The organism is Hymenobacter mellowenesis, from assembly GCF_030581005.1.
In the GTDB taxonomy this organism is placed as follows: domain Bacteria; phylum Bacteroidota; class Bacteroidia; order Cytophagales; family Hymenobacteraceae; genus Hymenobacter; species Hymenobacter mellowenesis.
In genome coordinates this window covers 63,223-89,638 of sequence record NZ_JAUQSX010000003.1, presented here as the reverse complement: position 1 = coordinate 89,638, position 26,416 = coordinate 63,223, and the positions used below count along the sequence as shown (strand labels likewise).

Here is a 26,416-nt window from a genome sequence, read left to right as displayed (position 1 = left end):
TCCGCTCCGCATGACGGTCTTGCTGGCTTACCTAGGGTGGTTCCGGCACTTCGAGTACTGATTCGGTTTTCGGAAGGGTGAAATAAAAAGTGCCCCCGTGCCCCGGTCGCAATTCGTGAGCGTGACGGGCGAGCAGCTCGCTTGTATCGTTCACGCGTGATTAAGCCCTGCTGTCAGGCGCTGAAAAGGGCGGCGGACTAGGGCTGGGTTACGGGGATTTTGTCCCGGAGCATTACCAGGCAGACAGATTTCGTCGGGCAGGCGCAGCAATACAGACGGGGTTCCGGGGGAACTCGGCACGGCGGGGTGGAATAAGGAAAGCGGCTGGAAAAGGGAGAAGCAGGGAGCCTGAAAACTGCGCAAGCGGGCGGGTTCCGGGCCTTCGTGGGATGGCATAAAGGGCTGCCAAAGGGCATTGGCCGTTGCTTCGCGGCCGAGGGATTGTGCATCGCCTTCCCTAAATGTACACCCAAGCAATTTGGTATCCTTCAGCAACGATGCCCTGGAAGTCGGGAATGCCCTTACGGGCTCCGTAGTGCCCAAATGAAATAGTTCGCTGACATTTTTCAGGCACACCAAGCGGTTACATCTCCTACAGCCGGTCAATTATTGGGAAAGGCTGATTCGGTGAGGGCGTGTTGCATGAGGCCATGCGCAACGAGCCTGCCGCCGCGCCCTGGCTCAGCTGGCAGCAGGTGGCGCGGGAGCCGTGGCAGCAGGTAGCGCCGGTGGCTGCCCGGCGGCAGATAATATTGCGTTGCGGAACGCCATCTGCCTCTACCCGTCTGGATTTTCTATGAACTACGCGCTTGCCGGTTTTTCGCTCACCGCTCATTTGCTGCTGCTCACGGGCACCGCCTGGGCGCAGGCCACGTTCCGCATCGGCCCTCACCTGGGCCTCAACCGGTCGACGGCCTCTTACTTCGCCGATGCGTACCGCCCCAGCGCCCGGACCGGTTTTGAAGCCGGCGTGGTGGGCAGCCTTATGTTACGGAATGTGTCCCTGCAGCCGGCGCTGCTTTTTTCGCAAAAAGGGTATTTCCTGACCAGCGGCACCGACCAGAATTCAGGCTTCAACAACGACAACTTCCGCCTCAACTACCTCACCCTGCCGCTGAAGGTGGTGGTGGGGGCGCGCAAGGATGGCCAGGGCGTGCACGTGCTGGCGGGGGCCTACCTGGGCTTGCTGCTGGGAGGCTATTACGAGCGGGCCTTCACGTTCAATCAGCGCACCACCGTGACCGCCGGGCCCATCATCCCCGACCAAAAGCCGCTCAGCTACGAAGAATACTCCTCCCAGCGCCTGGATGCCGGCTTCATCGTGGGCGTTGGCTACCGCTACAAGCGGGCGCAGCTGCACGCCGATTTTACGTGGGGCGGGACCAATCTGGCCGTGGGCTACCAGTTCAAAGGCCCGAATTACGAGAACCCTTTTTACCGAAACCAAGCGCTGCAAGCCTCATTGGCCTACTTCTTCGATACCAAGAGCTAAGGCCGCCTACGCATCCGTTTATCCGGTTTGGAAAATAGCCAAGCGCCCCGAAACGCCCGGTGAAGCGGGAGAGGAAACAAGGAGCTAGAGCCAGACGCCGCTACGTGGAAAAGGATGGGCAAACCGACTGGAAATTATTAAAACCCCTTAGTTTTAAGGACTTCATTGCGGGCCTTTCCCCGCTATTTCTGCCCATTTCTATGAAAAGACTCTTACTTGTCTGCTGCCTGCTGCTGGGGGCCCGCGTGGGGTTTGCCCAATCGACTTTGGCCAGCTACCGCCTCGATAAGATAATGGGCACTCCCGTGGGCAGCCCCCGCGACGTGGCCGTTGACCAACGGGGCAACATCTACCTGGCCGATAACGGCGTGAACAAGCTCGATTCGACAGGCAGGTTCGTGGCGAATTTCAGTGCCACCCCGGCCATCGCCATGGTGACAACCGTGGCCCTGGATGCGGCCGGCAACGTGTACATGGGCTGCGCAGGGAATACCGCCACCGACTACGTCATCCAGAAGTATGCCCCCAACGGGCAGCTGCTGATGCACTGCGGCACCAATGGCGCCGGCACCGGGCAGCTCGGCATCGTGGCGGCCATGTGCGTGGGGCCCACGGGCGTCATTTACGTGGCCGAATCGAACCAGCGGCTGTTCCGGTTCGACCAGCAGGGCCAGCCGCTGCCGGCGCTGGCCCTGCCCACCTCCAATGGCATCGACGTGAGCGACGTGGACGTGGACGCGACTGGCAACGTGTACGTGCTCTACGAAAACCACATGGTCAATAAGGTCAGCCCGAGCGGGCAGTTGCTGGCCCGGATTGGGCTGGGCGGCGCCACGGGCGGTCCCGTGTACACCAACTGGGCCGAGGCGCTGCTGCTGGATGCAGCGGGCAATATGCTGGTGTCCATTTCGCAGGGCGGCATTTCGCGCTACAGCCCCACGGGGGCACTGCTGGGCTCGGTTAACCAGAATTTTTCGAGCAGCACTCATACGGCCATGGCCTTCGACCGGGCGGGCAATCTGTACGCCACGGATTTTACGCACCAGGTGAATTCCAATCACCTTTACAAGTTTGCGGGCATTGGCGCGCTGCGTCGGCGCTGGGGCAACCTGACGTCGTTGCAATACGTGCGGCAGGACGAGGCCGGCAATACCTACACCTACGACGGCGGCACTGTGCGCAAGTACAACGCCGCCGGGCAGCCCACGCTGGCGTTTGCGGTGACCGGCAGTAACGGGTCGGTTGGTGGGTTCGTAGTCGACGGGCAGGGCAATATCTATGTATTGACCTCGAATGCTACGGCCTCGACACTGACCAAATACAGCGCCCAGGGGCAACAACTGCAGCGCCTGACGTCGTTTGGATTTCCGCAGACGTACCAAGAATTCAACGGCTTGGCGGTGGGCCCGTCGGGCACCATTTACCTGTCCGACGTATTCGGGCACCGCATCCGCAAACTGAGCCCACAGGGGACGCTGCTGGGCACCATTGGGGGGCCGGGCATGGGCAGCGGCCAGTTTCAGCAGCCCCGGGCGGTGGCCGTGGACCTAGCCGGCAACCTGTACGTGGCCGACTACAACGGCCAGCGGGTGCAGAAATTCAACGCCAGCGGGCAGGTCGTTCGGCAGTTTGGGCCCTCGCCGCAGTTCAACTCCATCTCGGTGGGCCAGGTGGACCTAGACGTAGACGGGCGCGGCAACGTGTACCTGGCCAGCTATGCACATGCCGGCAAGATGTTTTCGGCCGACGGCACCGTGCAGACCGACATGCCCAGCTACGGCACGTCCGTGTCGGTGAACCGCCGGGCCACCCGCCTGCTCAGCCTGAGCAATGGCAGCGACGTGGTCCGCTACTTCGTGCCCACGCAGCAGGCCCCCACGAACCTGATTAGCGGGCAGCTCTACGACGACGCCAACCAGAACTGCCAGCGCGACAACAACGAGCTGTTGTTCCGCAACATTCCGGTGGTGGCCCAGCCCGGCAACTACTACGGCCTGACGGACGCGAACGGCAGCTACGTGCTGGCCGTGGACACCGGCCGCTACCAGGTGACGCCGCTGCCCTCTCCCAACGAGGTAGGCCGCAGCCTGCAGCTCACCTGCGCGCCCAGCACGCTCATCAACCTGCAGGGCTATAACAACGTGGTGGATAACGTGGACTTTGGCTTTCAGTCGACCGCCGCGCCGTTTTTGCGGGTGAGCGTGTCGTCGAACCGGCGGCGGCGCTGCTTCCGCAACCTCACCACGGTGTATTATTCCAACGAAGGCGCGGCGGCGGCGGCAGGCGTGGCGGTAGCCGTGGCGCTGCCCGCGGAAGTGGTGCTGGTGTCGGCCAATGCGCCCTACACCCGCCAGCCCGACGGCCGCTACCTGTTTCAGGTGGGCGCGCTGGCGGCCGGCGCGGCGGGCAGCATCCTCATTCAGGACTCGGTGGTGTGCGGCAATCCGGCCCTGCGCGGGCGCACGGTATGCACCCAGGCCACCATCACGCCGCCCAATACCTACCCGCCACCGCCCGCCTGGAACCGGGCCTCGGTGACGGTGAAGGGCACCGCCCAGGCAGGCAACCAGGTGCGGTTTGTGCTACGCAACACGGCCGCCTCGGCCATGACCGACAGCCTGGCCCTGCGCCTCTACCAAAACAGTGAGCTGGCCCTGCAGCACCGCTACCTGCTGGCGGCCGGCGACAGCCTGGTGCTGCGCATGCCGGCCACCCGGGCCGTGGTGCGCCTCGAAACCGACCAGCCCCTGGGCCACCCCACGCAGCGCACGGCCAGCAGCACGGTGGAGGTGCCTGGCCTTGGCACCGCCGGCCAGGCCAACCCCGACGTGCAGGCGATGCCGCCAAGCGTGCCCGGCCCCGAAACGGCCGAGGACTGCCAGCCCATCCTGGATTCGTTCGACCCCAACGACAAGCAGGTGGTGCCCACCGGCGTCACGGCCCAGCGTTTCACGCCCACCGGCGTGCCCTTGCGCTACCAGATACGCTTTGAAAACACGGGCACCGACGACGCCTACCGCGTGGAAGTAGTGGACACGCTGGCCGCCGACCTCGACCTGCGCACCCTGCGCGTGGGGGCGGCTTCGCACCCCTACCGCATCAGCGTATCGGGCCACGGGCGGCCGGTGCTCACCTTCACGTTTGAGAACATCAACCTGCCGCCCCGCTCCCGCGACGCCGTGGCCAGCAATGGGTTCGTGCAGTTCACCATCCAGCCCAAAGCCGGCCTGGCGCCCCGCACGCTGATTGCCAACGAAGCCGATATTTTCTTCGACTACAACCTGCCCATTCGCACCAACGCCACCACTAACCGCATCTACGACGTGCCGCTGGCCGTGGTGCCGGCCGTGGCCCTGAGCTACCCGGCGGTGCTGGCCTCGCCCGTGCTTACGCAATTCTCTCCCACGCAGGGCCGGGCAGGCACGCTCGTGACCCTGACGGGACAACGGTTTGCAGCCACGGCCTCGGCCAACACGGTGCGCTTCAACGGCGTGGTAACCCCCGTTCTCAGCGCCTCGGCCACTTCCCTCACCGTGCGCGTGCCTTCCAGTGCCACTACCGGCACAGTAGTGGTGAGCACCACCGAAGGCGCTGGCCGCAGCCTCACGCCGTTCACTGTTTTCCAACCGCCTACGCTGGCAGCCATGGCGCCGGCCGAAGGCATTGTGGGCAGCGCCATCACCCTGACCGGCACTAACTTCTCTCCGGTGGCCGCGCAGGACACGGTGTGGTTCAACACGACGCGGGCAGTGGTACAGCAGGCCTCGGCCACCGCGCTGCAGGTGACGGTGCCCGCTGGCGCTACCACCGGCAAAATCCGGATTCAAACGCTGGGCGGACAGGTGCAAAGCGCCCAGGACTTCACCGTGTGGTATCCGCCCACGGTTGTCAGCTTCAGCCCCGCCAAAGGCAAGGCGGGCGACGTGGTGACCCTGACCGGCAGCAACTTTGCGCCCACCGCGCGCAATTCGGTCACATTTGGCCCCGGCGCGGCGCCGGTGTTGCAAGCCCAGAGCGCCACCAGCCTGCAGGTGCGGGTACCAGCCTCGGCGCAAACCGGGCCCATTCGCCTCCAGACGCCGGGAGGCGTGGCGGTGTCGGCGGGCTCATTCATCTTTTTGCCCGCCCCGCTCATCACCAGCTTCACTCCCGCGCAAGCCAGCGTAGGCGAAACGATAAGCTTGTCCGGCGTCAACTTCCTGGTGGAGGGCCTGCCCGATACCATTTCCTTTGGCGGGGTGCGGGCGGCTGTGCTCGCGGCCACCGCCACCACGGCCATGGTGCGCGTGCCCCGGGGTGCTATTTCGGGACCTCTGAACATTGGAGGTGTGGGTGGCCGGTCGGCCAGTGCCACGCCCTTTACGCTGGTGGATTTAACTGCGGAAGAGGCCATCACCACCTACCCGAACCCCGCCCGGGAGCAGGTGGTACTGGATTGGCAACGTGCCGATTTCAGCCTGGAGCGCGTGCGGGTGTACAATGCTCTGGGCAGCCTCGTCAGCGTGCAGGACCTGCGCAGCAGCGCCAACCCAAGCACGACCTTGCACTTTGCCCCGGGCCAGACCGGCCTGTATATTCTGGTAGTTGATACGAGCCGTGGCCCCGTTTTGAAACGGATTACGCTGTATTAATTGGTGCCCGGCTGGAGGGATTTATGGCAACTGGAGTGGTTGACAAAGGGCCATATGAAGCGCCCCAGCCCCCTACCTTCGTCCGGGCATTATCATGTAACACGTCGGCTACAGCGCGCTTTTGCGGTAGTTATATCCTGAACGGATTCCCATTCTTTTCCCTTTGAAAAAGCTTCTACCCGCCCTGCTCCTCGGCACGGCCTGCTTCGCAACTGGCGCCCTGGTGGCCCGCCCCAGCGCCCCCGAAGAAATCACGGTGCCCCTGCTACGCGCCGCCCAGCAGCTCATGGGCCTGAGCTTCACCGATGCCCAGCTCGACTCGACCCGCCGCAACCTGACGGGCTACCGCGACAACTACGAGGCTCTGCGCAAACTGGACATGCCCAACAGCGTGGCTCCGGCCGTGGGGTTCGACCCGCGCCCGCTGCGGTTGCGGCAAGCGCAACTGAGCAGCGGGGGCAGCGCCGGCCGCCTGCCCGACGTGGGCAAAGTAAAGCTGCCCGCCAACCGCGACGACCTCGCCTTCTACACCGTACATCAGCTGGGCGAACTGTTGCGCACTGGCCTCATCACCTCCGAAGACCTCACCCGCTTCTGCCTCACCCGCCTCAAGAAATACGACCCTAAGCTGCACTGCGTCATCACCCTCACCGAGGACCTGGCCTATCAGCAGGCCCGGCAGGCCGACGCCGAAATAGCGGCCGGTAAGTACCGCGGGCCGCTGCACGGTATTCCCTTCGGGGTGAAGGACTTGTTCAGCGCCAAAGGTTACAATACAACCTGGGGCTCGGTGCCTTACAAAGACCAGATGCTGGACGAAGACGCCGCCGTGGTGGAGCGCCTACGCGCCGCCGGCGCCGTGCTCTGCGCCAAGCTCACGCTGGGCGAGCTGGCGCAGGGCGACGTGTGGTTTGGCGAAAAAACCCGCACGCCCTGGGACGTGACCAAAGGTTCCAGCGGCTCGTCGGCGGGCTCGGCGTCGGCGGTGGCGGCGGGGCTGCTGCCGTTTGCCATCGGCACCGAAACGCTGGGCTCCATCCTCAGCCCGAGCACGGCCTGCGGCGTCACGGGCCTGCGCCCCACCTACGGCCGCGTGAGCCGCGCCGGCGCCATGGCCCTGAGCTGGACCATGGACAAGGCCGGCCCCCTGGCCCGCTCGGCCGAGGACTGCGCAATCGTGCTGGCCGCCCTCACCGCCGCCGGCCCCGATGCCCGCGACCCCGCCACCCTGCTGGCCCCCAACCGCTTCGAGTACGCCTTCGGCAACGTGAAAAAGCTGCGCGTAGGTTACATCAAAAAGGCCTTCGACCAGGAATACCCCACCAAAGCCAACGACCAGGCCGCCCTCGACGCGCTGCGCAAGCTGGGCGTCGAGCTGGTGCCGCTGGAAATGCCCGCGCTGTCAGGCAATATCCTGCGCTTCATCCTCACGGCCGAGGGCGCGGCAGCGTTCGACGGCCTCACCCGCTCGGGCCGCGACGGCCAGATGGTGCTGCAAAACCGCTCCGCCTGGCCCAATACCTTCCGCTCGTCGCGCTTCATTCCGGCCGTGGAGTACATCCAGGCCCAGCGCGCCCGCAGCCTGCTCATCGAGCAGATGGACGAAAAGCTCAAAGGCTTCGACTGCTACATCACGCCCACCTTCAGCGCCAGCCTAGTTATCACCAACCTCACTGGCCATCCGGCCATTGCCCTGCCTAACGGCTTCACCGCTGCCGGCTTGCCCACCACCATCACCTTCGTGGGCCAGCTCTACGAGGAAGGCAAGCTCCTGGCCCTGGCCAAAGCCTACCAGGACGCCACGGCCTTTGACGAGAAACACCCGACTTTGTAATTGTCATTGCGAGCGCAGCGAAGCAACCAAAGGTCAGCGAAGCTAATCCGTCCTGTCAAAATCAGGCACGCCCTTTTACCAGAAAGCCCCAGCTCTGTGCAGAGTCGGGGCTTTCTGCTTTTAATTTTGTCACATTATTAGGTTAGTCGCTGAGAACAGGACGGATTAGCTTCGCTGACCTTTGGTTGCTTCGCTACGCTCGCAATAACAAGAAGCTACCCCGCAATGACACAACCCTCCCCTTTACTTCCGCCCGAAATCCTCGCCCAGCTCGCCCCCACGCCCGCCGACCCGCGGCCCGTGTTGCTCACCATTGCCGGCCCCACGGCCGTGGGCAAAACTGCCCTGTGCGTGCAGCTGGCCCAGCAGTTCGGCACCGAAATCGTGTCGGCCGACTCGCGCCAGTTTTTCCGCGAGATGAGCATTGGCACGGCCAAGCCTACGCCCGAGGAAATGCAGGGCGTGCCCCACCACTTCATCAACAGCCACAGCATCGGCGAAGATTACAGCGCCGGCCGCTTCGCCACCGATGCGTTGGCCGTGCTGCAGGAGCTGTTCCAAAAACATCAACTAGTCATCCTCACCGGCGGCTCAGGCCTCTACGTGCAGGCCGTCACCGATGGGCTCGACGAGCTGCCCAGCGTGCCGCCCGAGGTCCGACAGCAGCTCCAGGCCGAGTTGGCCACTCACGGCCTGCTCCACCTCGTGGCTGAATTGGCCGAAACCGACCCCGTGGCCCACGCCCGCATCGACCAGCAAAACCACCAGCGCGTAGTGCGCGCCCTCGAAATCACCCGCGCCACCGGCCGGCCGTTTTCCAGCTTCCACACCGATGGCCCGCCGCCCGAAAACCCGCTCTTCCGCAACGTAAAAGTGGCCCTCACCCGCGAGCGGGAGGCATTATACCAGCGCATCAACCTACGCGTGGAGCACATGCTGGCCGCCGGCCTGCTCGAAGAAGTGCGCGCCGTCCTCCCCTACCGCCACCACCACGCCCTGCAAACCGTGGGTTACCAGGAAATTTTCGGCTTTCTGGATGGGGAATACGACTGGGCCGAAGCCGTGCGCCTGCTTCAGCGCAATACCCGCCGCTACGCCAAGCGCCAGCTTACCTGGCTGCGAAGGGATACGGCGTATCAGTGGGTGGATTTGGGGTAACTGGAATGAAGCCCGTCATGCTGAGCGCAGTCGAAGCATCTCTACCGTGCAAGTAATTGATTTACTCCAGCGGTAGAGATGCTTCGGCTGCGCTCAGCATGACGGGCTTTATTTCGATTTTTTCTAACCTACACGCTCAGAATCTCCACCATCCGCATGAAGCTCTGGTTGATGAGCTTCTTCTTGTTAATGGTATCAACAAACGGTGTGTAAACCAGCTTCTTATCAATGATGCCGGCCATCACATTGCGCATGCCGTTCATCAGGCCTTCCACGGCGGCGATGCCGATTTGGGAGCCCAACAGGCGGTCGGAGGCCGTGGGCGAACCGCCGCGCTGAATGTGGCCAATCACCGTCACGCGGGTGTCGAGCTGCGGGATGGCTTCTTTCACGCGGGCGGCCACCTGAGTGGCGTTGCCTTCCTCGTCGCCCTCGGCCACGATGACGATGAACGAGGTTTTGGAGCGTTTCCAGCCCGCCTGCAGGGTTTCCACCACCACGTCGGTACTCATCTGGGTCTCGGGAATCATCACGATTTCGGCCCCGCCCCCGATGGCGCACGGAATGGCGATGTAGCCCGAGTCGCGGCCCATCACCTCCACGAAAAAGCACCGGTCGTGCGAGTCGGCCGTGTCCCGGATTTTGTCGATGCACTCCAAGGCCGTGTTCACGGCCGTGTCGTAGCCGATGGTGTAGTCGGTACCGTAGAGGTCGTTGTCGATGGTGCCAGGCGCGCCCACCGTGGGAATGCCGAATTCCTCTTCAAAAATGGTGGCACCCGTGAAAGTGCCGTTGCCGCCAATGGCCACGAGGCCTTCAATGCCGTGATTCACCAGCTGGTCGAAAGCCTGCTGGCGGCCTTCCTTGGTCATGAATTTCAGGCTGCGGGCCGATTTCAGAATGGTGCCGCCCTTTTGCACCGTGTTGGATACCGACGCGGAATCGAGCCGCACAAATTCACCTTTAATCATGCCGCTGTAGCCGCGCATGATGCCGTATACCTCAATGCCGTGATACGTGGCCGTGCGGACCACCGCCCGAATGGCGGCGTTCATGCCCGGCGAGTCGCCGCCGCTGGTAAATACTGCTATTCTTTTCATCTCCTGATTCTTAAAGCAACCGGGCGCACCAATGGCGCCCAAACCCCGCAAAGTTGGCGAAACGATTGCAAACCCCCATCAGCAAGCCCGAGAATGTCGCCAACGGCCGAGTTATCTTTTTTTCAAGATTTCGCGTAATCAGATGCAAAACCGGTCGTTTTTTCGTGTATCTTACCTCCATAATCGGCCTAAAAGCCTTCAAATCATCTCCCACCTCTTAATTCCCACGTTTTATGTTCGGTTTTTTTGAAAATGAGCAGGCAAAAAAAATCAAAGGCCACCTGCTGAACCTGGCGGCACTGGCCAAAGCGGATGGCCACATCGACGCCCGGGAAATGAACTTCATCCTGGCGGTGGGCAAGAAAAACGGCTTGAGCCAGTCCGACGTGCAAGCCCTGGTTTCGGGGGCAAAAGGCACCAGCAACGACCTCCCGACCAACGACTCCGAGCGCTTCGACCAGATTTTCGACCTTGTCGACATGATGCTGGCCGACGGTGTGGTGGATGAAACCGAGATGGAATTCTGCATCATGATGGCCGAGAAGCTGGGCTTCCGCAAAGCCATTGTGGGCGTGCTGGTCCGCAAAATCTCGCAGGGCGTAAAAGACGGTCTGCCGCGCGAGCGCATCAAGGAGGAAAGCACTTCCTTCCTGAACTATAACGAATTGCCCCGGCCTACGGTAACGCTGTAGGCCTATGGCATAAGCTTACTCTCGGCTATTTGCCTGAACTTAAGCCCGGCCCGCCATCCTGCTTTCGCAGGATTTGGCGGGCCGGTTTCGTTTATGCCCTTCCGCCTTCCGTAATGTGCGCTACTGCCCGCAGCAGGGCCGCGCAGGCTTCGTCAATCTGCGCATCGGTGATGATGAGCGGCGGGGCCAGCCGCAGCGAGTTGTCGCAGAACAGGAACCAGTCGGTGAGAATGCCTTCGTGCTCCAGCGCGTAGTCGATGATGGGTTTGAGGACCTCAAACGAATCGAACTCCACCGCCATCAGCAGGCCGCAGCCGCGTACGGCCCGAATGGCCGGGTGCCGCAGTTGCGCCCGAAACCGGGCGGCTTTGGCCGCCACGCCCTCGGCTAGCTTCTCGTCCTGAATAACCTGCAGCGTGGCCAGTGCCGCCGCACAGCTCACCGGGTGCCCGCCAAAGGTGGTGCAGTGCCCCAGAATGGGGTTGGTTTTGAATCCCGACATGATTTCAGTGCTCGAAATGAAGGCCCCGATGGGCATGCCGCCTCCCATTCCCTTGGCGCACACCAGGATATCCGGCTCGATGCCAAACTGCTCAAAGGCCCACATGCTGCCTGTGCGCCCGTAGCCGCACTGGATTTCGTCGAGAATGAGCAGGGCGCCTACTTCGGTGCAGCGGGCGCGCAGAGCCGGCAGGTAGTCGGGGCTGGGCACGCGCACGCCGGCCTCGCCCTGCACGGTTTCGATAATGATGGCGGCGGTGTGCTCGGTGATGAATTCCAAGTCGGCCAGCTCGTTGTGGCGGATGTGGTGCACGTCGGGCAGCAGCGGGCGAAAGCTGTTCTTGAAACTCTCGGAGCCCGTGATGGACAGGGCGCCGTGCGTGGAGCCGTGGTAGGCGTTGAGGCAGGACACGAGCCCGGTGCAGCCGGTGTGGCGCTTGGCCAGCTTCAGGGCGCCCTCAATGGCTTCGGTGCCGGAGTTGGTGAAATACACCGAATCGAGGTGCGCGGGCAGGGTTTGGTGGATGGCCTCGGCCAGCTGGGCGGGCACGGCCTGCACCAGCTCGCCGTACACCATCAGGTGCAGGTACTTGTCGAGCTGAGCCTGGATACCGGCCAGCACGCGCGGGTGGCGGTGGCCCACGTTGCTCACGCCAATGCCCGAAATCAGGTCGAGGTAGCGGCGGCCGTCGGGACCGTACATATAGATACCCTCGGCCCGCTCAATCTCCAGCAGCAGCGGGAAATCGGAGGTTTGGGCCTGGTGGCGCAGAAAGAGTTGGCGGGGTGTCAGGACCACGGATTCGCTCGGATTTTACGGATTAAACGGATTTTGTGCACGGCAACTGGTCTTAAGAACGTCATACAAAGCGCAGCGAAGCATCTTGCGTGCTGCAGTAAACCAATTGATTTAGTCACTTCTACACGCGAGATGCTGCGCTGCGCTCTGCATGACGGCCTAGAGGTCAAAAGGCAACGAACCTAAAACCAACGGCAACCCATTTCGATTATTCCGCAAAAGTAAAAGGCCGCTGCGGGGGCAGCGGCCTTTTAGCATAGCTCAGAAAGGAAAGGGAATTAATCGTTGCCCAGAGCCGGGGCGGCCCCACCCGGCCCGGCCACGCGCTTGATGACTTCCTTGGTGAAGTCGCGCTCGGCCTGAAACAGCTGAGCCACCTGGCGCAGCGAAATGACTTTCTGGAACTTGTCGAAATATTCCTTCTCCAGATTCAGCTCCTGCTGGCGCATGGCGAAGGCCTGGGTGAAATTGTCGCGGATTTGCTGGTCGGTCATGCCCTCGGTCACATCGCGGCGCAGCAAGCGGCCGCTGCGGTTGAGCTCGCGGCGCTTGGTCGAAAACTCGTTGTAGAGCGGCCAGAATTTCTGGGCCTGGTCCTGGGTGAGCGAAACGCGGTTGGTAATGAAGGCGATTTTGGCGTTTTCGAGTTGGCCGAGGCGTTGGCCAGCCCTGCGGCCGCCCAAGCCGTTGCCAAGGCCTCCGCCCTGCGCGTGTGCAGCGGGCGCCGCGGCGGCCAGTAGGGCCGCCAGACTCAATAATCGAAAAACGGATGCGATAGAAGGCATATACGGGAAATGGATTTTATAGATAATTCAGGTCTTCGGCGGGCTGGGCGTCCAGGACGTCATTCAACTCTTCGGTCGAAGCGTGCAGAAAGCCTTTGGCAATGTTGGGATGAGCGGCGGTGAGCACCGCGAGGTCAGAATTCTCGACGCGGGCGCCGCTCGTGAGCAGGTAGCCCACCAGCTCGGTGCGCGGCACGGCATCGAGCGAGGCCGTGGCGGCCGTAGCCGGCACCAGGCGCGGCGTGCCGCTCATGTAGAACGAGGCCGCAAAGCCGCCCAGCACGGCCACCGAGGCTAGGCTGGTGCGCAGCGCGGGCGTGAGCCAGGCCAGCCAGCCGGGCACGGCGGGGCGGGTGTCGGCCTGGGGCAGCCGGGCCATTATCTGGGTGGGCAGTTTATCGAAGTAGCCTGCGGGCGGCTCGCTCAGCAGCGGGCGGGGCCGCCGGGGATGCGCGTCAAGCTTAAAAGCAGTTTTCATGGGGGTTTGATGAAGAACGGGGGGCGGCGTTTAACTCCGCGAATAAAAATTTGTCTTTCGGCCGATTAATCGTCGGTGGTGCGGGTCACGTATTCCTCCACTTTTTTCACGGCGTGGTGGTAGCTGGCTTTCAGGGCGCCCACGCTGGTGCCCGTTATTTCGGCCATTTGCTCGTAGGGCATCTCGTCGTAGTAGCGCAGGTTAAATACGAGGCGCTGCTTGTCGGGCAGGCGCAGAATGGCGCGTTGCAGCTTCAGCTCAATCTCGTCGCCGGCTACGGCGGGGTCGGCTTCCATTTTGGCGGCCAGCTCGGCGCCCACGTCGGTGAGGGGCAGCAGAAACTTGCGCCGCTTGCTGCTCAGGAAGTTGAGGCACTCGTTGGTGGCAATGCGGTATATCCAGGTAAAAAGGGCCGCGTCCTGGCGGAAGTTTTCGAGGTGCTTCCACACCTTGACGAATACGTCCTGGGTGAGGTCGTCGGCGTCGTCGTGGTCAATCACCATCTTGCGCACGTGCCAGTACACCTTGCTCTGATATTTGCGCACGAGCTGGTTGAACGCCAGGTTGCGGCTGGCGGGGTTCTGGAACTTGAGGAGGATTTCGTGGTCTTCCAAACGAGGAGGCCGGGGTGTAAGCCGTAAACAGTTGGTCAGACCGCAAGGTAGGCGTCGCGTTTAACCATCTCCCAGAACGTTTATTCCATTTCCGGCCGGATGGGCCTCCATCGCCTCCATTTGGCCCGATAAATGCACCACACCACGTTGTTCCACCTCCTCGGTTTCCACACGTATGAAACCCGCTACTCTCTTCGCCATCATTCTGTTCGGGCTAGCTACCGCGCTAACGGCTCCGGCCCGGGCTCAAAATCCGGTTTCTGCCAGTGTGTCGCAGAGCGGAAAGGTGAGCTTCCGCATCAGGCAGGAAGACTTCACCATTTACCTTTCGGACGCGGGCCAATTGCTCGATTACTACATCAACGGCAAGGGACGCATCGATTATGACCTGAACGGCCGGTTGAGAAGCATCGGCAGCGTGGGCATCGAATACGACCTGAACGACCGCATCCGAAGGATTGGCAGCAGCGCCATTTCATACGATTTGAGCGACCGAATCAGGGAAGTGGGCTCTCTGCGCATCCGGTACAATCTCAACGACCAAATTACCGAAATTGGCAATACCCGCATCAGCTACGACCTGAACGGCCGGGTTTCCAATATCGATGGGTAACGCCTCAATCATTTGATTAACTGCGCATTTTCAATTTACAAATCCTCTGCTATTGGCCCTCCGGCCATCCGCTTGCGCACCTATTTGTCCACGCAGGAGCAGGTCCAGCGGTTGTCGGGGATGGTGGGAAACACCAGAAAAAACTTATTGGGCCGGTCTATTTTTTCCGCTTTGCCTTTATCGAGGTAGCCGCCGATAAACAGCAGGTTACCCGCTTTGTCGACCGTGAATTTTCCCTTGCTGGGCTTTGCAAAACCCGAGTAGAAATACGTCCCATCGGGGTTTATCGTGAACGAGCCGTGCGGGATAAACTCGTAGTAGCTGCCGTTATATTTCGATGCCGTGCAGCCGTATTTCCCGTACTTGAGCGTGCTTTGGGGGGCGGCCTGCGCCGCAGCGTTGAGTGCAGCCAAGGCAAAAAGCACATTTATTCCGGCCAATAAAACGCTCTTTTTCATGGCAAGTAAGGAGTGATTTTGAGGTTTTGGAGAGAAACCAAAAATAATCGAAATACCACAAAAGCCCCGTAACGTTTCCGCTACGGGGCTTTTTCAGCTAGCTGACAGCTTTATTTCTTCCGCTTCATCACCGCTTCTACGGCGGCCACGATGGCGGCTTCGTTGAGCTTGTATTTCTCCATCAGTTGGTCGGGGGTAGCGCTTTCGCCGAAGCTGTCGTGCACGGCCACCATCTCCAGGGGCAGAGGCTCTTCGCGGGCCAGCAGTTGGGCAATGCTGTCGCCGAGGCCGCCGTTCATCTGGTGCTCTTCGGCCGTCACCACGCAGCGCGTTTTGCGCACCGAGGCGAGGATGGCCGCATCATCGAGCGGCTTGATGGTGTGGATATTAATGATTTCGGCATTAATGCCTTTCTCGGCCAGGAGTTTGCCGGCCAGCACGGCCTTCCACACCAAGTGGCCGGTGGCGAAGATGCTCACGTCGGTGCCTTCGTTGAGGGTCCAGGCCTTGCCGATTTCGAATTTCTGGTCAGCGGGCGTGAAGTTGGGCACCACGGGGCGGCCAAAGCGCAGGTACACGGGGCCTTCGTAGTCGGCGATGGCGAGGGTGGCGGCTTTGGTCTGGTTGTAGTCGCAGGGGTTGATGACGGTCATGCCGGGCAGCATTTTCATCATGCCCAGGTCTTCCAGAATCTGGTGGGTGGCGCCGTCTTCGCCCAGCGTGAGGCCGGCATGGGAGGCGCAGATTTTCACGTTCTTGCCCGAATAGGCAATGCTCTGGCGAATCTGGTCATACACGCGGCCGGTGCTGAAATTGGCGAAGGTGCCCGTGAACGGGATTTTGCCGCCTATGGTCATGCCGGCGGCCACGCCCATCATGTTGGCTTCGGCAATGCCCACCTGGAAAAACCGTTCGGGGAAGGCCTTTTTGAAGGCGTCCATCTTGAGCGAGCCGGTGAGGTCAGCACAAAGGGCGACGACGTTGGGGTTGGAGGCGCCCAGCTCGGCCAGGCCCGCGCCGAAGCCGCTGCGGGTATCTTTCGATTCGGTGTAGGGGAAGTCTTTCATGAGGTGTTTGATTTTGGGCCGTGAGCGGCCTAGCGTTGCGAATTAATTGTAGCGTTGGTCCCGCTGTTGCCGCAGGTGCTCCCGGACGGCCTCCTGGGCGGCCCGGTCGCGCGGGTGGTGGTTGCGGTAAATCATTTTCTCGACCAGAACCGGGTCGTTGCGATGGAACTGGCGCACTAGGTCGTCGGCCGAAATGTACATCAGCAGTCCGCCCAACACGACCAGCACCAGCGCCCGTACGTGCATACGTTGGTTGAGCAGCAGGAGAATAACGGCGGTAAAAAGGGTACTCTCCCCTACCATAAGCATCATTTGGCTGCCATTCCAAGACATCAGCTTGAACAGCATGCCAATGAGCAGTACGGCGCTGCTCATGTTAATGACTTTGGGCAGCAGCAGGTCAGCTAAGAAAGAAGGTGCGTTTGATGTAGCGGCAAACGGCGCGCTTGGCTTCCGGTGTCCCTCACTCAAGGCGTCTTCCTCCTTGATGCGGGCCGGCGCGTAGGTGCTGAGAAAGTAGACGACGCTGAGCGTGGACAGTCCGACGATGAGCATCATACTCCCCCCGGCCAATAACCACCATTTGCCAGCCAAACCAATAATAGCCACCACCCACCCGATGACTTCCATCTTCGGCAGCAGCGTATCAAATAGAAATGACCTTTGCATGGGTTGGTTGATAGTGCGGACTACTTGAGGCGAAACACTACTTCATTTGAGTTATTTCAGCTTCAATGAAGCCATAATTTCTTTGGCCGCAGGCTGCCACTGCGCCATGCTTTTCTCGGTGCAATTGAAGGTGCAAAGCAATAGTTGACCATCCAAATCAGTAAAGAAAATCAGGTTATATACCTTGGTGTCGATGGCCGGGGTAACGAGTTCAACGAAGCCTACTTTACGGCCATTCACCTCTTTGATGCCGGTCTGCTTCCATTCGGCTGATGGATACAGGTTTTTGAAAGTCTTAACAAAATTATCTTTGTAAGCTGGCATCTGGGCCTGGGTAGCCTTGTTGCTGGTCAGGTTCAGCGCGACGTTGATACCCCCCGATTCATTCGTGTAAATCAGTGTAGGCCGGCGCTCGGTGGGATACTTAGCCTTGGCCATCTCCTCCGACATAATATCGAAGCCTTTCGGAATCTTCAGCTCGATTTTATTGCCCAGCAATGCTTTTGGTTCAAGCTCAATACCAGCTCCAACAAAAGCCAGCAACGCGACCAGCAGGAAAGCGAAAGAACTTATTTTCAGAAATTTCATAGTCGTTGTCGTTTCCTTAACTGCGGTGCGCTACTTCCCGAAAATGGCCACCGAAGTCGTTTGCCCACTCCGGATAGTGAAGTTGCGCACATCCGTAAACTTGCTGGCGGTGCTGTTGCTGGTGCGGAACACCAGCCGGTAGGCGCCCGGCTGCATGGGCAGGTTGATTTTGCTGCTCCCGCCCTGCGGCAGGTCGTAAATCCAGGTTTGCGACTCGTCATCATTCAACTGATACAAGCTGCCGTAGCCTTTCAAATCCGACGTGATATTGAGGGTGCCGGGGGCGGCGTAGGTGAAGGTGTATTCCTGGCCTTGCTTGATGGTGAGGCGGCGCATGGTGCGCGGCAGCGTGAGGGCCTCTACTTCGTAGTTGCCGGCCAGCAGCTTCTGGCGGGTGCCGAAACTACCGGCCGTGACGGTGGCGCCCGCCTGGCTGCGCACCACCGCCCGGATGGTGCCGTAGGGGTTGGGCGTGATGGGCGGGTTTTGCAGCCAGAGCGTGCCCTGTGGCGTTTTGAAGGTGAAGACGTTGGCCTTGCCGGGCTTGATGGGCAGGTTGGCCTGGCGCACGGGCGGCACGGTGTTTATCACGAGGTCGTAGCTCTGCAGGGCGTCGATGTCGAGCACGTCGGGCTTGCCCTGGGCGTCGCGGTAATGCACGTAGTTGTACTCCGGCTGCTCGGTCACGTTGTTCACGAAGGTCATGTTCACGTTCGTTTCCACGGGCTTGCCGGCGGCGTCGGTGAGGTTGACGGAGACGGTGGTTTTGCTCAGCGTTTGGGCAATGACGTCGTCCATCACCGTGCGAAAGGTTTGCACATCGGCGGCGTTGTAGTACTGGCCCAGGCATTCGAGTTGCTTGCCAAAGTCCCGCTCGGCCCCGATGCCGATGACGAAGGGCTTGAGGAAAACGTGCTTGCGCTGCAACGCGATGGAAGCCGCGCAGGGGTCGCGGTTGCACGATTCGAGGCCGTCGGTAATCAGCAGGAGCACGTTGCGCGACGACTTATCCGTCGGAAAGTCGTTGGCCGACTGCTCCAGCGAGTAAGTGATGGGCGTGTTGCCCTGCGCCTTCAGCGTGGTCAATTTTTCCTTGATGGCTTTGGCGTTGCGCGGAGCAAAGGGCACTTCCAGCTTGGAGTCCTGGCAGTTCTTGTCGGCGTTTGGAAACTGGTGGCCGTACACGCGCAGGCCCAGCTCCAGGTTGGGGTAGGCGTTGAGCGAGTCGACCATCTTGCTGAGCATGCGCTTGGCCACGGCCCAACGCGGCTGGCCTTCCCACGGCGCCATCATCGAGCCCGAAGCATCGAGCAGGAACAGAATGCGGGTGACTTTGGGCTTCTCGGGCGCGGCGTTCTGGGCGTGGGCGGTGAAGCTCAGAAGGAGCAACAACATCGGCCACACGTAGCGCCTCACCCCGCGGCCCCCTCTCCGCAGGGAGAGGGGGTGCCATCCGCCTCTCGTTAGGGGCATGACCGGTGCCCCCTCTTCCTTGGGAGAGGGGGTCGGGGGGTGAGGCGTCACGTCTGGCCGATGTTTCATCACCAAGGCGGTTTAGTAGTCCCCGTCCGTCCCCGATTTTAGCTGGTCCAGTGCTTCGGCCAGCTGCTTGTCGTTCGGAGCTACGCCGTGCCACTTGTGGCCGTCCATCATGAAATCGACGCCGAAGCCCATTTTGGTGTCCATGATGAACATGATGGGGCGGGCTTTGCCAGTGGCGGCCACGCAGTTTTCGATGGTCGGCAGCAGGGCGTCGAAGTGGTTGCCGTCGCCCTCGAACACCTGCCAGCCGAAGGCTTCGAACTTCTTGCGCAGGTCGCCGAGGCCGCCGATGTCGTCGGTCGAGCCGTCAATCTGCTGACCATTGCGGTCCACGATGGCAATCAGGTTGTCGATTTTGTGGTGGGCGGCGTACATGGCGGCTTCCCAGTTCTGGCCTTCTTCCAGCTCGCCGTCGCCCATGAGCACGAACACGCGCTGCTTGTCGCCGTTCATCTTTTTGGCCTGGGCGGCGCCACAGGCCACGCTCAGGCCCTGGCCCAAGGAGCCCGAAGCCACCCGAACGCCCGGCAGGCCTTCGTGGGTGGTGGGGTGGCCCTGCAGGCGCGAATTGAGTTTGCGGAAGGTGGCCAGCTCGCTAACGGGGAAGTAACCCGAGCGCGCCAGACACGAGTACATGGTGGCCGAGGTGTGGCCATTGGACAGGAAAAACAGGTCCTGGTCCTTGCCGTCCATGTCAAAAGGCTTGGGGTGGTGCTTCATCACCTTGAAGTAGAGCGCCACCAGCAAATCGGTGATGCCAAGCGAGCCGCCGGGGTGGCCCGAGTTCACGGCGTGCACCATGCGCAGGATGTCGCGGCGTACTTGCGTAGCTATTTCCTTGAGCTCCTCGTTGGATTTTTCGGGCTGTTCTACGGTTTTGGTGGTGGTGGTATCGGCCATGAGTTCGAAAGAAATTGGGTTCAATGGGGGTAAAGGTAGCAACTGGCAGGATGGGCCCGGAAGGCTTTTTTGGGCCTCGCCTATTGCAATCGGTCCCGATAGCGCCAGGCGGCGGAGCCCCTTATACGCGCGTGCAACGGGCTCCGCCGGATGGAAACGAGCCTTGTACGCGCGTACCGGGGGCTTCGCCGGATGGAAATAGCCCTTGCAACCCGTTGCAGTACCCTCCGCCAAACGAAAACGGTCATTGCAACAGCTTGCAATAGGCTTCGCCGTCTGGAAATACCCATTGCAGCCAATTGCAAAGGCCATTTCCATCTGGCGAAGGCTGTTCCGGCGCGCTGCAATGGCCTCCGCCGCCCGGCGCCATCTGCTCCAGACAGCCGGAACGCGCTTCGCCGGATGGAAACAGGCGCTGCGGCAAGCCGGAGTACCCTTCGCCGCCCCAAAACAGTCGTTCCGGCACGCCGTAATGCTCTGCTCCAGGCGGTGGAGCCCGTTGCAGCGGGCCGCTGCTACTTCAGCAGCTGAGCGGCGTGTTCTTTGGTGTCTACTTTCTTAATCACCTTCTCAATCACCCCGTTTTCGTCAATCAAAAACGTGGTGCGCACGGTGCCCATGTAGGTTTTGCCGTAGTTTTTCTTTTCCTGCCACACGCCGTAGTCCTGCACGATTTTCTTCTCCGTATCGACCAGCAGCGGGAAGGGCAGGTCGTATTTGAGGGCGAATTTCTTGTGCGCCGCCTCGCCGTCGATGCTCACGCCGATGACCTGGATGTTGCCGGCTTTGAGTTCTTCCTGGTGGTCGCGCAGGTTGCAGGCCTGGGCGGTGCAGCCGGGCGTGTCGTCTTTGGGGTAGAAGTAGAGGGCCACTTTCTGGCCGCGGAAGTCGTGCAGGCTAATGGTGTTGCCGTCCTGGTCCTGGGCGGTGAAATCGGGGGCGGGTTGGCCGGGTTCGAGGAGCATGAGGATTGGGTTGTAGCGTGGACTCTGCGAGTCCGCGCCGGGTTGAAAAGTTCGTGCAATGCGCGGACTCGCAGAGTCCACGCTACAAGTTCAGCGGAATCACCCGCTCGTTGCCGGCCTGGTCGGTGAGACGCAGTTCGGCGGGGCCGTGCAGACGCGGGCCCAGCGTGTCGGAGGCTACGGTGAAGAGCAGAGCCTTCTTGTGCTCGTAGCGCAGCATGCGGAACCGACCCCCGATGAGCAGGCGGTAGCTGGCCAGGCCCGACATATCATCGCCCACCGAAAACGACAGCTGCCCGCCCGCGCGTCCAATCAGGCTGCCGCGCGGCGCGGTGGTATCGCGCAGAATGCGGTAGGAAGCGAACTGGCGAATGTTGGCCGTTATCCGGCCCTGCTCGTCCCACACGCCGCCCAGGTAGGCCTTGCCCCCGCTGGCCGTAGCCGTGTAAATGGCGGTGCGGCGCGGGTCGGCGGGCGGGGTGGCGGGCTTAAGGGTGAGCACGGCCGTGTGGTAGAGCGGCTGCAAAGGCGAGCCCACCGTCCAGAATCCACTACCGGTGGCCTCAGGCTTGTAGGCGGTGCTTAGGTAAAGGTTGTTGAAGAGCGTTTCGCGGCCGAACACGAGGTTGAGGGCGTTGGTAGCGTAGCTGGTTTCCTTGCCCGCCGGAATCATTACCTGCCGGTCGAATTTCTTGGTGATGTTGCCGAAGCGGATGGAATCGGGCAGGCCGGCGCGCAGGTCGTAGAGGTACACGTTTTCGCTGTTCTGCGTGTAGCTGGGGCGGATTTCGAGGCGGCGGGCTCCGCGCAGCAGCGTCAGGTTGGCAGCCACGGAGTCGGCGCTGGGGTCGGCCGCCACAGCCTTGAGCAGGTTGCGCGTCACCTCAAAGCGCAGGGCGGGCTTCTTCACGGTAGCCGAGCGGGTTTTGAAGTATTCGGGCTGCTCGCCGCGTATCACCAGGTGCACGGGCGCCTGATTGTTGTAGGAGTCGGCCAGCGTGATGTCGATGTTATACACTTTACCGGCTTCCACGTTCAGGCGGCCTTTGGTGGAGCCGGTGGTGTACATGCCGAGGTCGTTGCCCTCGTCCACCCATAGCTTTTGCAAGGTGCGGCCCTGAGTATTCTGGTAGAGGAAATCGACGAAGTTGCCGACCTGCCGGGTACCGGTCGGGAAGGGAATGGCATCAATATTATGCTGGTAAAACGACTGCCCGTTCACCGTCACGCTCACCCGCTGGATGCCGTTTTTGTTCCAGGCATTGTCGAACCGGTCGAAGCCCTGCACCAGCAGCCCCACCGTGCCAAAGGCGCTGATGGTATCGGCCCAGGTGGTGCCCACGCCCGGCGCCGGCTGCAGCTTGGGCACAAACAGCGCTTTGGCAAACACGTTCTTCACCCGCGCCTCAATACCAAGCGGCTCCAGCGCAAACGCCTGCAAAATCGGTCCCAGGTGGTCCTGGATTTCCGGAAAGCCGCCCCACTGCAGCGGGTTGTACTGCCGGTCCTGGGCATCGCGCACCTCCCAGTGCAGGTGCGGGCCCGCCGAGCCGCCGGTGTTACCGCTTAGGGCCACCAGTTCCCCGCGCTTCACGGGGTACTTATCCTTCTCAAAAAAGGCCTCCAGCTCGTAGCTCTGCTTGTCGTACTGCCGCCGCAGCAGCTCGGCCGCAAAGGCGCCTCTAAACTCGTTCAGGTGGCCGTACACGGTGGTGGTGCCGTTCGGGTGCGTGATGTAGAGCACGTTGCCGTAGCCAAACGACGACTGCTTGAGCCGCGACACGTAGCCGTCGGCGGCGGCGTACACGGGCTGGTTCACCCCGCCGCCGGTCTTGATGTCGAGGCCGCCGTGGAAGTGGTTGGGGCGCAATTCGCCCATGCTCCCGGCCAGAAAATTGGGCTTGCCCGGCGCGATGGGAAACATAAAGTAGCCGGGCGCCACGGTGGGGCGCCCGGCCTTCAGCAGCTCGCTGACGGTGCTGCGGCTGCGCTCGGCGGTGTCGGCTTCCTGCCCTCCTACTCGGCCGGGCGTGCCAGCCGCAAGGGCCAGCGCCAGACTGATTATCAACTTCGCTTTATTCTTCAACTTAATATATGCTCAGGAAGAACGTCATGTCGAGCGCAGCCGAGACATCTCGCGTGCTGAAGTAATCCAATCGAAAGGATTAGTGGTGGCACGCGAGATGTCTCGGCTGCGCTCGACATGACGTTCTGGTTTTTCAATCAATAAACTACTCACCTACTTCACCGCCAGTTCCAGCAGCTTCTCCCCTTCCAGGTAGCCGGCCAGCTGGTCGCCCAGCTTTACGGGGCCCACACCGGCGGGCGTGCCGGTGAAAATCAAGTCTCCCATTTTCAGCGAGATGTACTTCGACACGAAGCTGATGATTTTGGCAAACGGGTGCAGCATCAGGCTGGAGTTGCCGGTCTGGCGGGTTTCGCCGTTCACTTCGAGATGGAAGTTGATGTTGGCCAAATCAGCAAACTCGCTCACCGGCTTGAAGGTAGGCGAGATGGGCGCCGAGCCGTCGAAAGCTTTGGCCAACTCCCAGGGCAGGCCCTTTTTCTTGAGCTCACTCTGCAGGTCGCGGGCCGTGAGGTCGATGCCCAGGCCGATGGCGTCGAAGTAGGTGTGCGCAAATTGCTCCTCGATGTGGCGGCCGTTTTTGCTCACGCGCAACACCAGCTCCAATTCGTGGTGGATGTCCTGCGAAAATTCGGGGATGAAGAAAGGCTGGCCGCGCTGAAGCAGCGCCGTTTCGGGCTTCATAAAGATGACGGGCGCGCTGGGCACTTCGTTTTGCAGCTCGGCAATGTGGTCGGCGTAGTTGCGGCCGATGCAGATTATTTTCATGGAAGGAAGTTCGGAACGGGGCGGAAGGAAATCAAAACTACGGCCTGCCCCCGGCTTGCGGCAACCCGGCCGGGGCATTTTTGGCCCGCGCGCCGGCCGCCGCTAAACATTTACCCGCCCGGCTGCCGTATAGCGGCCAATCAAACGCGCCCTCCCGGGGCGCAGCTGTTCTTCCTTTTTCCCCCAACGCTATGTTCAAAAAACTCACCCTCGTCGCCAGCCTGGCCTTTCTGGCCGCCTGCTCTACGGTGCCCATCACGGGCCGCCGCCAGCTCAGCCTCGTGAGCGACTCCGAAATCAACACCCTGGCCGCCACGCAGTACCGCGAAGTCATCGCCAAAGGCCCGCTGTCCACCAATTCGCAGGACGTGGCCCTGGTGCGCCGCGTGGGACAGCGCATCCAAAGCGCCGTGGAACAGTATTTCCGGCAGCAAAACGCCTCCGACCAGCTGGCCGGCTACCAGTGGGAATTCAACGTCATCAAGGACGATGCGCAGCAAAACGCTTGGTGCATGCCCGGCGGCAAAGTGGCCGTATATACCGGCATCCTGCCCATCACGCAGGATGAAAACGGTCTGGCCGTGGTCATGGCCCACGAAATTGCCCACGCTGTGGCCAAGCACGGCTCCGAGCGCATGAGCCAAAGCCTGCTTCAGCAGGCCGGCGGGCAAGCCCTCTCGGCGGCCCTATCCACCAACAGCGCCGCCACCCAGCAACTGGCCCTGCAGGCGTTCGGCGTCGGCTCCAGCGTAGGCCTGCTGAAGTACGGCCGCAACCAGGAATCGGAAGCCGACCACCTGGGCCTGATTTTCATGGCCATGGCCGGATACAATCCTGACGGCGCCATTACGTTCTGGCAGCGCATGGACGCCCGCGAAAACCAGGCTTCGCCGCCCGAATTCCTCTCCACCCACCCTTCCAATGGTACGCGCATTGCCGACATTCAACGCGAGCTGCCGGAGGCGCGCAAGTACTACACTGCCCGCTAAGTCGGTTAGGAGCGAGTGAAAGCCATATAAAAGGACGGTCATGCTGAGCGCAGTCCAAGCATCTCTACCGCGCAAGTACTTTGATTTACTTCTGCGGCAGAGATGCTTGGACTGCGCTCAGCATGACCATTTTTCATCAATCTTCTTGCTTTAATCTTCTTGCTTTCTAAATACCAATTACGCTATGAAATTCCTCCCTCGTCTGCTTGGTTTGGGCTTGCTGAGCCTGTTGGTGATGCTGCTGGCCATGTCGTGCGAAACGGCCAAAACCGGCACCAACGAGTTCGGCAGCCCCACCCGCCTGAAGGGCGAGGCAATCGCCAAGCCTGACAGCCGGCAAATCGTGCATTTCACCGACACCACCACCGAGTACAAGACACCCCGCAGCGAGCTGGCCCGCGCCTTTATCCGGCAGTTCAACGACGGCACGGTGGTCGATAAGATTCAGGTGCGCAAAGCGCCCGGCAACGACGGCGCCCCGGTTACCTACTACCTCATCGGTATGGGCTTACGCGGCGGCACGTTTCGGGCCATGGCCCTGCCCCTCACCAGCAGCGGCGACAATACCTACTACCTCCGCCCGGCCGCCGAGCGCTACACCCTCACCAGCGTGGGCTGCCCGGCCTGCTTCTTCAACTTTGAAAACGGCCGCATCGTGGGCACTAGCTGCACCGAAAGCTACCCCGGCAGCCACTGCGACCTGAAAGTAGACGCCACCAACGACCTGTTTTCCAGCAAATGAGCACCACCGGCAAATGGCTGCTCCGCGCCGCCCTCACCGCCCTGGCGGTCCTCATCACCACCGACCGGCCCCGAATCAAGCCGGCTCGAACGCCAAAAAAGCCCGCTGAATAGCGGGCTTTTTTATTGACTGATTTGTAAAAGAACGTTATGTCGAGCTTGCCAAGATATCTCGCGTGCTGAAGTAATCCAATCGATGGAGTGTACTACCACAAGCGAGATGTCCCAGCTGCGCTCGACATGACGGCCTAAGACAAAGCGAAACGCCGAATCCGGTTTGCCAGACCGGCAATGTCAACGCGTTCAATGGGATGCGGCGTGTTAGGAAGCACCTCGTAACGCCCCAGGGGCAGTTGCTCGGCTAATAGCTGACTGGCGTTGCCTCTTTCGGGTGTCAGGTCGCCGTCGCCCATGAGCACCTGCACTGGCAGGCGCAACGCAGCAAAATCGGCATCGGCTAGTGGCGGGGTAGCCCCGGCCGCCGTCATCAGACTGGCTACGCCGTGCACCACAGCGGCCCAGTCGGCCGGCGCGTGGCGCTGGCGCAGCATCTCCACAAAGGCCGGTACTTTGGCCGTCATCTTCTCGGGGTCAAGCAAGCGGGTTTCGGCCGCAGCCGATTCCGGCGACCAGTCCAGCTTGGTGCCCAGCGTGGTGATGCTGGCAAACCGCGCCGGCTCGCGGTGGGCCGCCAGCAGCGCTGCGTAGCCGCCCATGCTGTAGCCAAACACGTGCGCCGGCCGAGTTTCGTGCGCCTTGAGAAACGCCCGAACCTCCTCCGCATAGTGCGGCAGCGTAAATGCTGCCAAATCAACCACCCGCCCACCGTGGCCGGCAAAAGCGAACGACTTCACCGTGAAATCAGCCGCCAGCAGCGCCGCCAGCGGCTCCAGCGTGGCGGGGCTGCCCAGGGCACCGTGCAGCAGAAGTAGCGTTGGCTTCATGG

23 protein-coding genes are annotated in these 26,416 nt (G+C 61.4%); 8 read left to right on the top strand and 15 right to left on the bottom strand.

Annotated features, from left to right (window positions below; all coding sequences use genetic code 11):
* Nucleotides 1–796: 796 nt before the first annotated feature.
* The 4 genes from Q5H92_RS06870 to miaA all read left to right on the top strand — a co-directional run bounded on the left by Q5H92_RS06870 (nucleotide 797) and on the right by miaA (nucleotide 9,115).
* Nucleotides 797–1,492, top strand: a complete 696-nt coding sequence (locus Q5H92_RS06870) for an outer membrane beta-barrel protein (protein WP_305010761.1) — start codon at nucleotides 797–799, stop codon at nucleotides 1,490–1,492.
* Nucleotides 1,493–1,692: 200 nt separating this feature from the next.
* The gene (locus Q5H92_RS06865; protein WP_305010760.1) at nucleotides 1,693–6,123 is read left to right on the top strand and encodes a DUF7619 domain-containing protein; all 4,431 of its coding nucleotides are present in this window, start codon (nucleotides 1,693–1,695) and stop codon (nucleotides 6,121–6,123) included.
* A gap of 163 nt (nucleotides 6,124–6,286) precedes the next feature.
* Nucleotides 6,287–7,957 carry an amidase gene (locus Q5H92_RS06860; protein ID WP_305010759.1) on the top strand — a complete coding sequence of 557 codons (1,671 nt, stop codon included), beginning with the start codon at nucleotides 6,287–6,289 and terminating at the stop codon, nucleotides 7,955–7,957.
* 225 nt (nucleotides 7,958–8,182) lie between these two features.
* Entirely contained in the window at nucleotides 8,183–9,115 is a 933-nt protein-coding gene (miaA, locus tag Q5H92_RS06855) for a tRNA (adenosine(37)-N6)-dimethylallyltransferase MiaA (RefSeq protein ID WP_305010758.1), read from the top strand.
* A gap of 128 nt (nucleotides 9,116–9,243) precedes the next feature.
* On the opposite strand, the gene pfkA is transcribed toward miaA, so the two are convergent.
* Complete coding sequence (pfkA, locus tag Q5H92_RS06850; protein WP_305010757.1) at nucleotides 9,244–10,215, bottom strand: 6-phosphofructokinase; 972 nt, start codon at nucleotides 10,213–10,215, stop codon at nucleotides 9,244–9,246.
* Between the two features lie 233 nt (nucleotides 10,216–10,448).
* Between pfkA and Q5H92_RS06845 the strand changes: the two genes are divergently transcribed.
* On the top strand, nucleotides 10,449–10,907 hold the full coding sequence (locus tag Q5H92_RS06845) for a tellurite resistance TerB family protein (RefSeq protein WP_305010756.1): 459 nt from the start codon (nucleotides 10,449–10,451) through the stop codon (nucleotides 10,905–10,907).
* Between the two features lie 91 nt (nucleotides 10,908–10,998).
* Here the strand turns inward: Q5H92_RS06845 and Q5H92_RS06840 are convergent, their stop codons facing one another.
* The 4 genes from Q5H92_RS06840 to Q5H92_RS06825 form a co-directional block, all read right to left on the bottom strand.
* On the bottom strand, nucleotides 10,999–12,201 hold the full coding sequence (locus tag Q5H92_RS06840) for an aspartate aminotransferase family protein (protein WP_305011079.1): 1,203 nt from the start codon (nucleotides 12,199–12,201) through the stop codon (nucleotides 10,999–11,001).
* Between the two features lie 284 nt (nucleotides 12,202–12,485).
* Nucleotides 12,486–12,992 (bottom strand): hypothetical protein, encoded by a 507-nt coding sequence (locus Q5H92_RS06835; RefSeq protein WP_305010755.1) that lies wholly within the window; start codon nucleotides 12,990–12,992, stop codon nucleotides 12,486–12,488.
* A gap of 16 nt (nucleotides 12,993–13,008) precedes the next feature.
* A complete protein-coding gene (locus tag Q5H92_RS06830) occupies nucleotides 13,009–13,470 on the bottom strand; it encodes a hypothetical protein (RefSeq protein ID WP_305010754.1) in 462 nt (153 codons plus the stop codon).
* Nucleotides 13,471–13,535: 65 nt separating this feature from the next.
* Nucleotides 13,536–14,084: an RNA polymerase sigma factor gene (locus Q5H92_RS06825; protein WP_305010753.1), complete on the bottom strand. Its 549-nt coding sequence runs from the start codon at nucleotides 14,082–14,084 to the stop codon at nucleotides 13,536–13,538.
* A gap of 175 nt (nucleotides 14,085–14,259) precedes the next feature.
* Between Q5H92_RS06825 and Q5H92_RS06820 the strand changes: the two genes are divergently transcribed.
* A complete protein-coding gene (locus Q5H92_RS06820) occupies nucleotides 14,260–14,697 on the top strand; it encodes a hypothetical protein (protein ID WP_305010752.1) in 438 nt (145 codons plus the stop codon).
* Nucleotides 14,698–14,777: 80 nt separating this feature from the next.
* On the opposite strand, the gene Q5H92_RS06815 is transcribed toward Q5H92_RS06820, so the two are convergent.
* The 9 genes from Q5H92_RS06815 to Q5H92_RS06775 all read right to left on the bottom strand — a co-directional run bounded on the left by Q5H92_RS06815 (nucleotide 14,778) and on the right by Q5H92_RS06775 (nucleotide 23,740).
* The gene (locus Q5H92_RS06815) at nucleotides 14,778–15,110 is read right to left on the bottom strand and encodes a hypothetical protein (protein WP_305010751.1); all 333 of its coding nucleotides are present in this window, start codon (nucleotides 15,108–15,110) and stop codon (nucleotides 14,778–14,780) included.
* A 155-nt stretch (nucleotides 15,111–15,265) separates the two neighbouring features.
* On the bottom strand, nucleotides 15,266–16,222 hold the full coding sequence (locus Q5H92_RS06810; protein WP_305010750.1) for a transketolase family protein: 957 nt from the start codon (nucleotides 16,220–16,222) through the stop codon (nucleotides 15,266–15,268).
* Nucleotides 16,223–16,264: 42 nt separating this feature from the next.
* Nucleotides 16,265–16,891 (bottom strand): GldL-related protein, encoded by a 627-nt coding sequence (locus Q5H92_RS06805; protein ID WP_305010749.1) that lies wholly within the window; start codon nucleotides 16,889–16,891, stop codon nucleotides 16,265–16,267.
* 51 nt (nucleotides 16,892–16,942) lie between these two features.
* Nucleotides 16,943–17,479 (bottom strand): hypothetical protein, encoded by a 537-nt coding sequence (locus Q5H92_RS06800; RefSeq protein ID WP_305010748.1) that lies wholly within the window; start codon nucleotides 17,477–17,479, stop codon nucleotides 16,943–16,945.
* 30 nt (nucleotides 17,480–17,509) lie between these two features.
* A complete protein-coding gene (locus tag Q5H92_RS06795; protein ID WP_305010747.1) occupies nucleotides 17,510–18,874 on the bottom strand; it encodes a vWA domain-containing protein in 1,365 nt (454 codons plus the stop codon).
* A 159-nt stretch (nucleotides 18,875–19,033) separates the two neighbouring features.
* The gene (locus Q5H92_RS06790; protein ID WP_305010746.1) at nucleotides 19,034–19,921 is read right to left on the bottom strand and encodes a transketolase; all 888 of its coding nucleotides are present in this window, start codon (nucleotides 19,919–19,921) and stop codon (nucleotides 19,034–19,036) included.
* Nucleotides 19,922–20,436: 515 nt separating this feature from the next.
* The gene (gene bcp, locus Q5H92_RS06785; RefSeq protein WP_305010745.1) at nucleotides 20,437–20,886 is read right to left on the bottom strand and encodes a thioredoxin-dependent thiol peroxidase; all 450 of its coding nucleotides are present in this window, start codon (nucleotides 20,884–20,886) and stop codon (nucleotides 20,437–20,439) included.
* Between the two features lie 82 nt (nucleotides 20,887–20,968).
* Complete coding sequence (locus Q5H92_RS06780; RefSeq protein WP_305010744.1) at nucleotides 20,969–22,972, bottom strand: M23 family metallopeptidase; 2,004 nt, start codon at nucleotides 22,970–22,972, stop codon at nucleotides 20,969–20,971.
* A 153-nt stretch (nucleotides 22,973–23,125) separates the two neighbouring features.
* Nucleotides 23,126–23,740, bottom strand: a complete 615-nt coding sequence (locus tag Q5H92_RS06775) for a fumarylacetoacetate hydrolase family protein (RefSeq protein ID WP_305010743.1) — start codon at nucleotides 23,738–23,740, stop codon at nucleotides 23,126–23,128.
* 191 nt (nucleotides 23,741–23,931) lie between these two features.
* On the opposite strand from Q5H92_RS06775, the gene Q5H92_RS06770 reads away from it, so the two are divergent.
* Both Q5H92_RS06770 and Q5H92_RS06765 read left to right on the top strand, forming a co-directional pair.
* On the top strand, nucleotides 23,932–24,729 hold the full coding sequence (locus tag Q5H92_RS06770; protein WP_305010742.1) for a M48 family metallopeptidase: 798 nt from the start codon (nucleotides 23,932–23,934) through the stop codon (nucleotides 24,727–24,729).
* 184 nt (nucleotides 24,730–24,913) lie between these two features.
* A complete protein-coding gene (locus Q5H92_RS06765) occupies nucleotides 24,914–25,471 on the top strand; it encodes a hypothetical protein (RefSeq protein WP_305010741.1) in 558 nt (185 codons plus the stop codon).
* Nucleotides 25,472–25,718: 247 nt separating this feature from the next.
* Here Q5H92_RS06765 and Q5H92_RS06760 read toward each other — a convergent pair whose 3' ends face one another.
* Nucleotides 25,719–26,414, bottom strand: a complete 696-nt coding sequence (locus Q5H92_RS06760; RefSeq protein ID WP_305010740.1) for an alpha/beta fold hydrolase — start codon at nucleotides 26,412–26,414, stop codon at nucleotides 25,719–25,721.
* Nucleotides 26,415–26,416 lie beyond the last annotated feature (2 nt).

What these genes read in the sequence shown, in the direction of transcription:
- Q5H92_RS06870 (WP_305010761.1), top strand. Translation starts at nt 797, where the DNA reads ATGAACTACGCGCTTGCCGGTTTTTCGCTCACCGCTCATTTGCTGCTG.
- Q5H92_RS06865 (WP_305010760.1), top strand. Translation starts at nt 1,693, where the DNA reads ATGAAAAGACTCTTACTTGTCTGCTGCCTGCTGCTGGGGGCCCGCGTG.
- miaA (WP_305010758.1), top strand. Translation starts at nt 8,183, where the DNA reads ATGACACAACCCTCCCCTTTACTTCCGCCCGAAATCCTCGCCCAGCTC.
- pfkA (WP_305010757.1), bottom strand. Translation starts at nt 10,215, where the DNA reads ATGAAAAGAATAGCAGTATTTACCAGCGGCGGCGACTCGCCGGGCATG.
- Q5H92_RS06845 (WP_305010756.1), top strand. Translation starts at nt 10,449, where the DNA reads ATGTTCGGTTTTTTTGAAAATGAGCAGGCAAAAAAAATCAAAGGCCAC.
- Q5H92_RS06835 (WP_305010755.1), bottom strand. Translation starts at nt 12,992, where the DNA reads ATGCCTTCTATCGCATCCGTTTTTCGATTATTGAGTCTGGCGGCCCTA.
- Q5H92_RS06830 (WP_305010754.1), bottom strand. Translation starts at nt 13,470, where the DNA reads ATGAAAACTGCTTTTAAGCTTGACGCGCATCCCCGGCGGCCCCGCCCG.
- Q5H92_RS06820 (WP_305010752.1), top strand. Translation starts at nt 14,260, where the DNA reads ATGAAACCCGCTACTCTCTTCGCCATCATTCTGTTCGGGCTAGCTACC.
- Q5H92_RS06810 (WP_305010750.1), bottom strand. Translation starts at nt 16,222, where the DNA reads ATGAAAGACTTCCCCTACACCGAATCGAAAGATACCCGCAGCGGCTTC.
- Q5H92_RS06805 (WP_305010749.1), bottom strand. Translation starts at nt 16,891, where the DNA reads ATGCAAAGGTCATTTCTATTTGATACGCTGCTGCCGAAGATGGAAGTC.
- Q5H92_RS06800 (WP_305010748.1), bottom strand. Translation starts at nt 17,479, where the DNA reads ATGAAATTTCTGAAAATAAGTTCTTTCGCTTTCCTGCTGGTCGCGTTG.
- Q5H92_RS06795 (WP_305010747.1), bottom strand. Translation starts at nt 18,874, where the DNA reads ATGTTGTTGCTCCTTCTGAGCTTCACCGCCCACGCCCAGAACGCCGCG.
- Q5H92_RS06790 (WP_305010746.1), bottom strand. Translation starts at nt 19,921, where the DNA reads ATGGCCGATACCACCACCACCAAAACCGTAGAACAGCCCGAAAAATCC.
- bcp (WP_305010745.1), bottom strand. Translation starts at nt 20,886, where the DNA reads ATGCTCCTCGAACCCGGCCAACCCGCCCCCGATTTCACCGCCCAGGAC.
- Q5H92_RS06775 (WP_305010743.1), bottom strand. Translation starts at nt 23,740, where the DNA reads ATGAAAATAATCTGCATCGGCCGCAACTACGCCGACCACATTGCCGAG.
- Q5H92_RS06770 (WP_305010742.1), top strand. Translation starts at nt 23,932, where the DNA reads ATGTTCAAAAAACTCACCCTCGTCGCCAGCCTGGCCTTTCTGGCCGCC.
- Q5H92_RS06765 (WP_305010741.1), top strand. Translation starts at nt 24,914, where the DNA reads ATGAAATTCCTCCCTCGTCTGCTTGGTTTGGGCTTGCTGAGCCTGTTG.
- Q5H92_RS06760 (WP_305010740.1), bottom strand. Translation starts at nt 26,414, where the DNA reads ATGAAGCCAACGCTACTTCTGCTGCACGGTGCCCTGGGCAGCCCCGCC.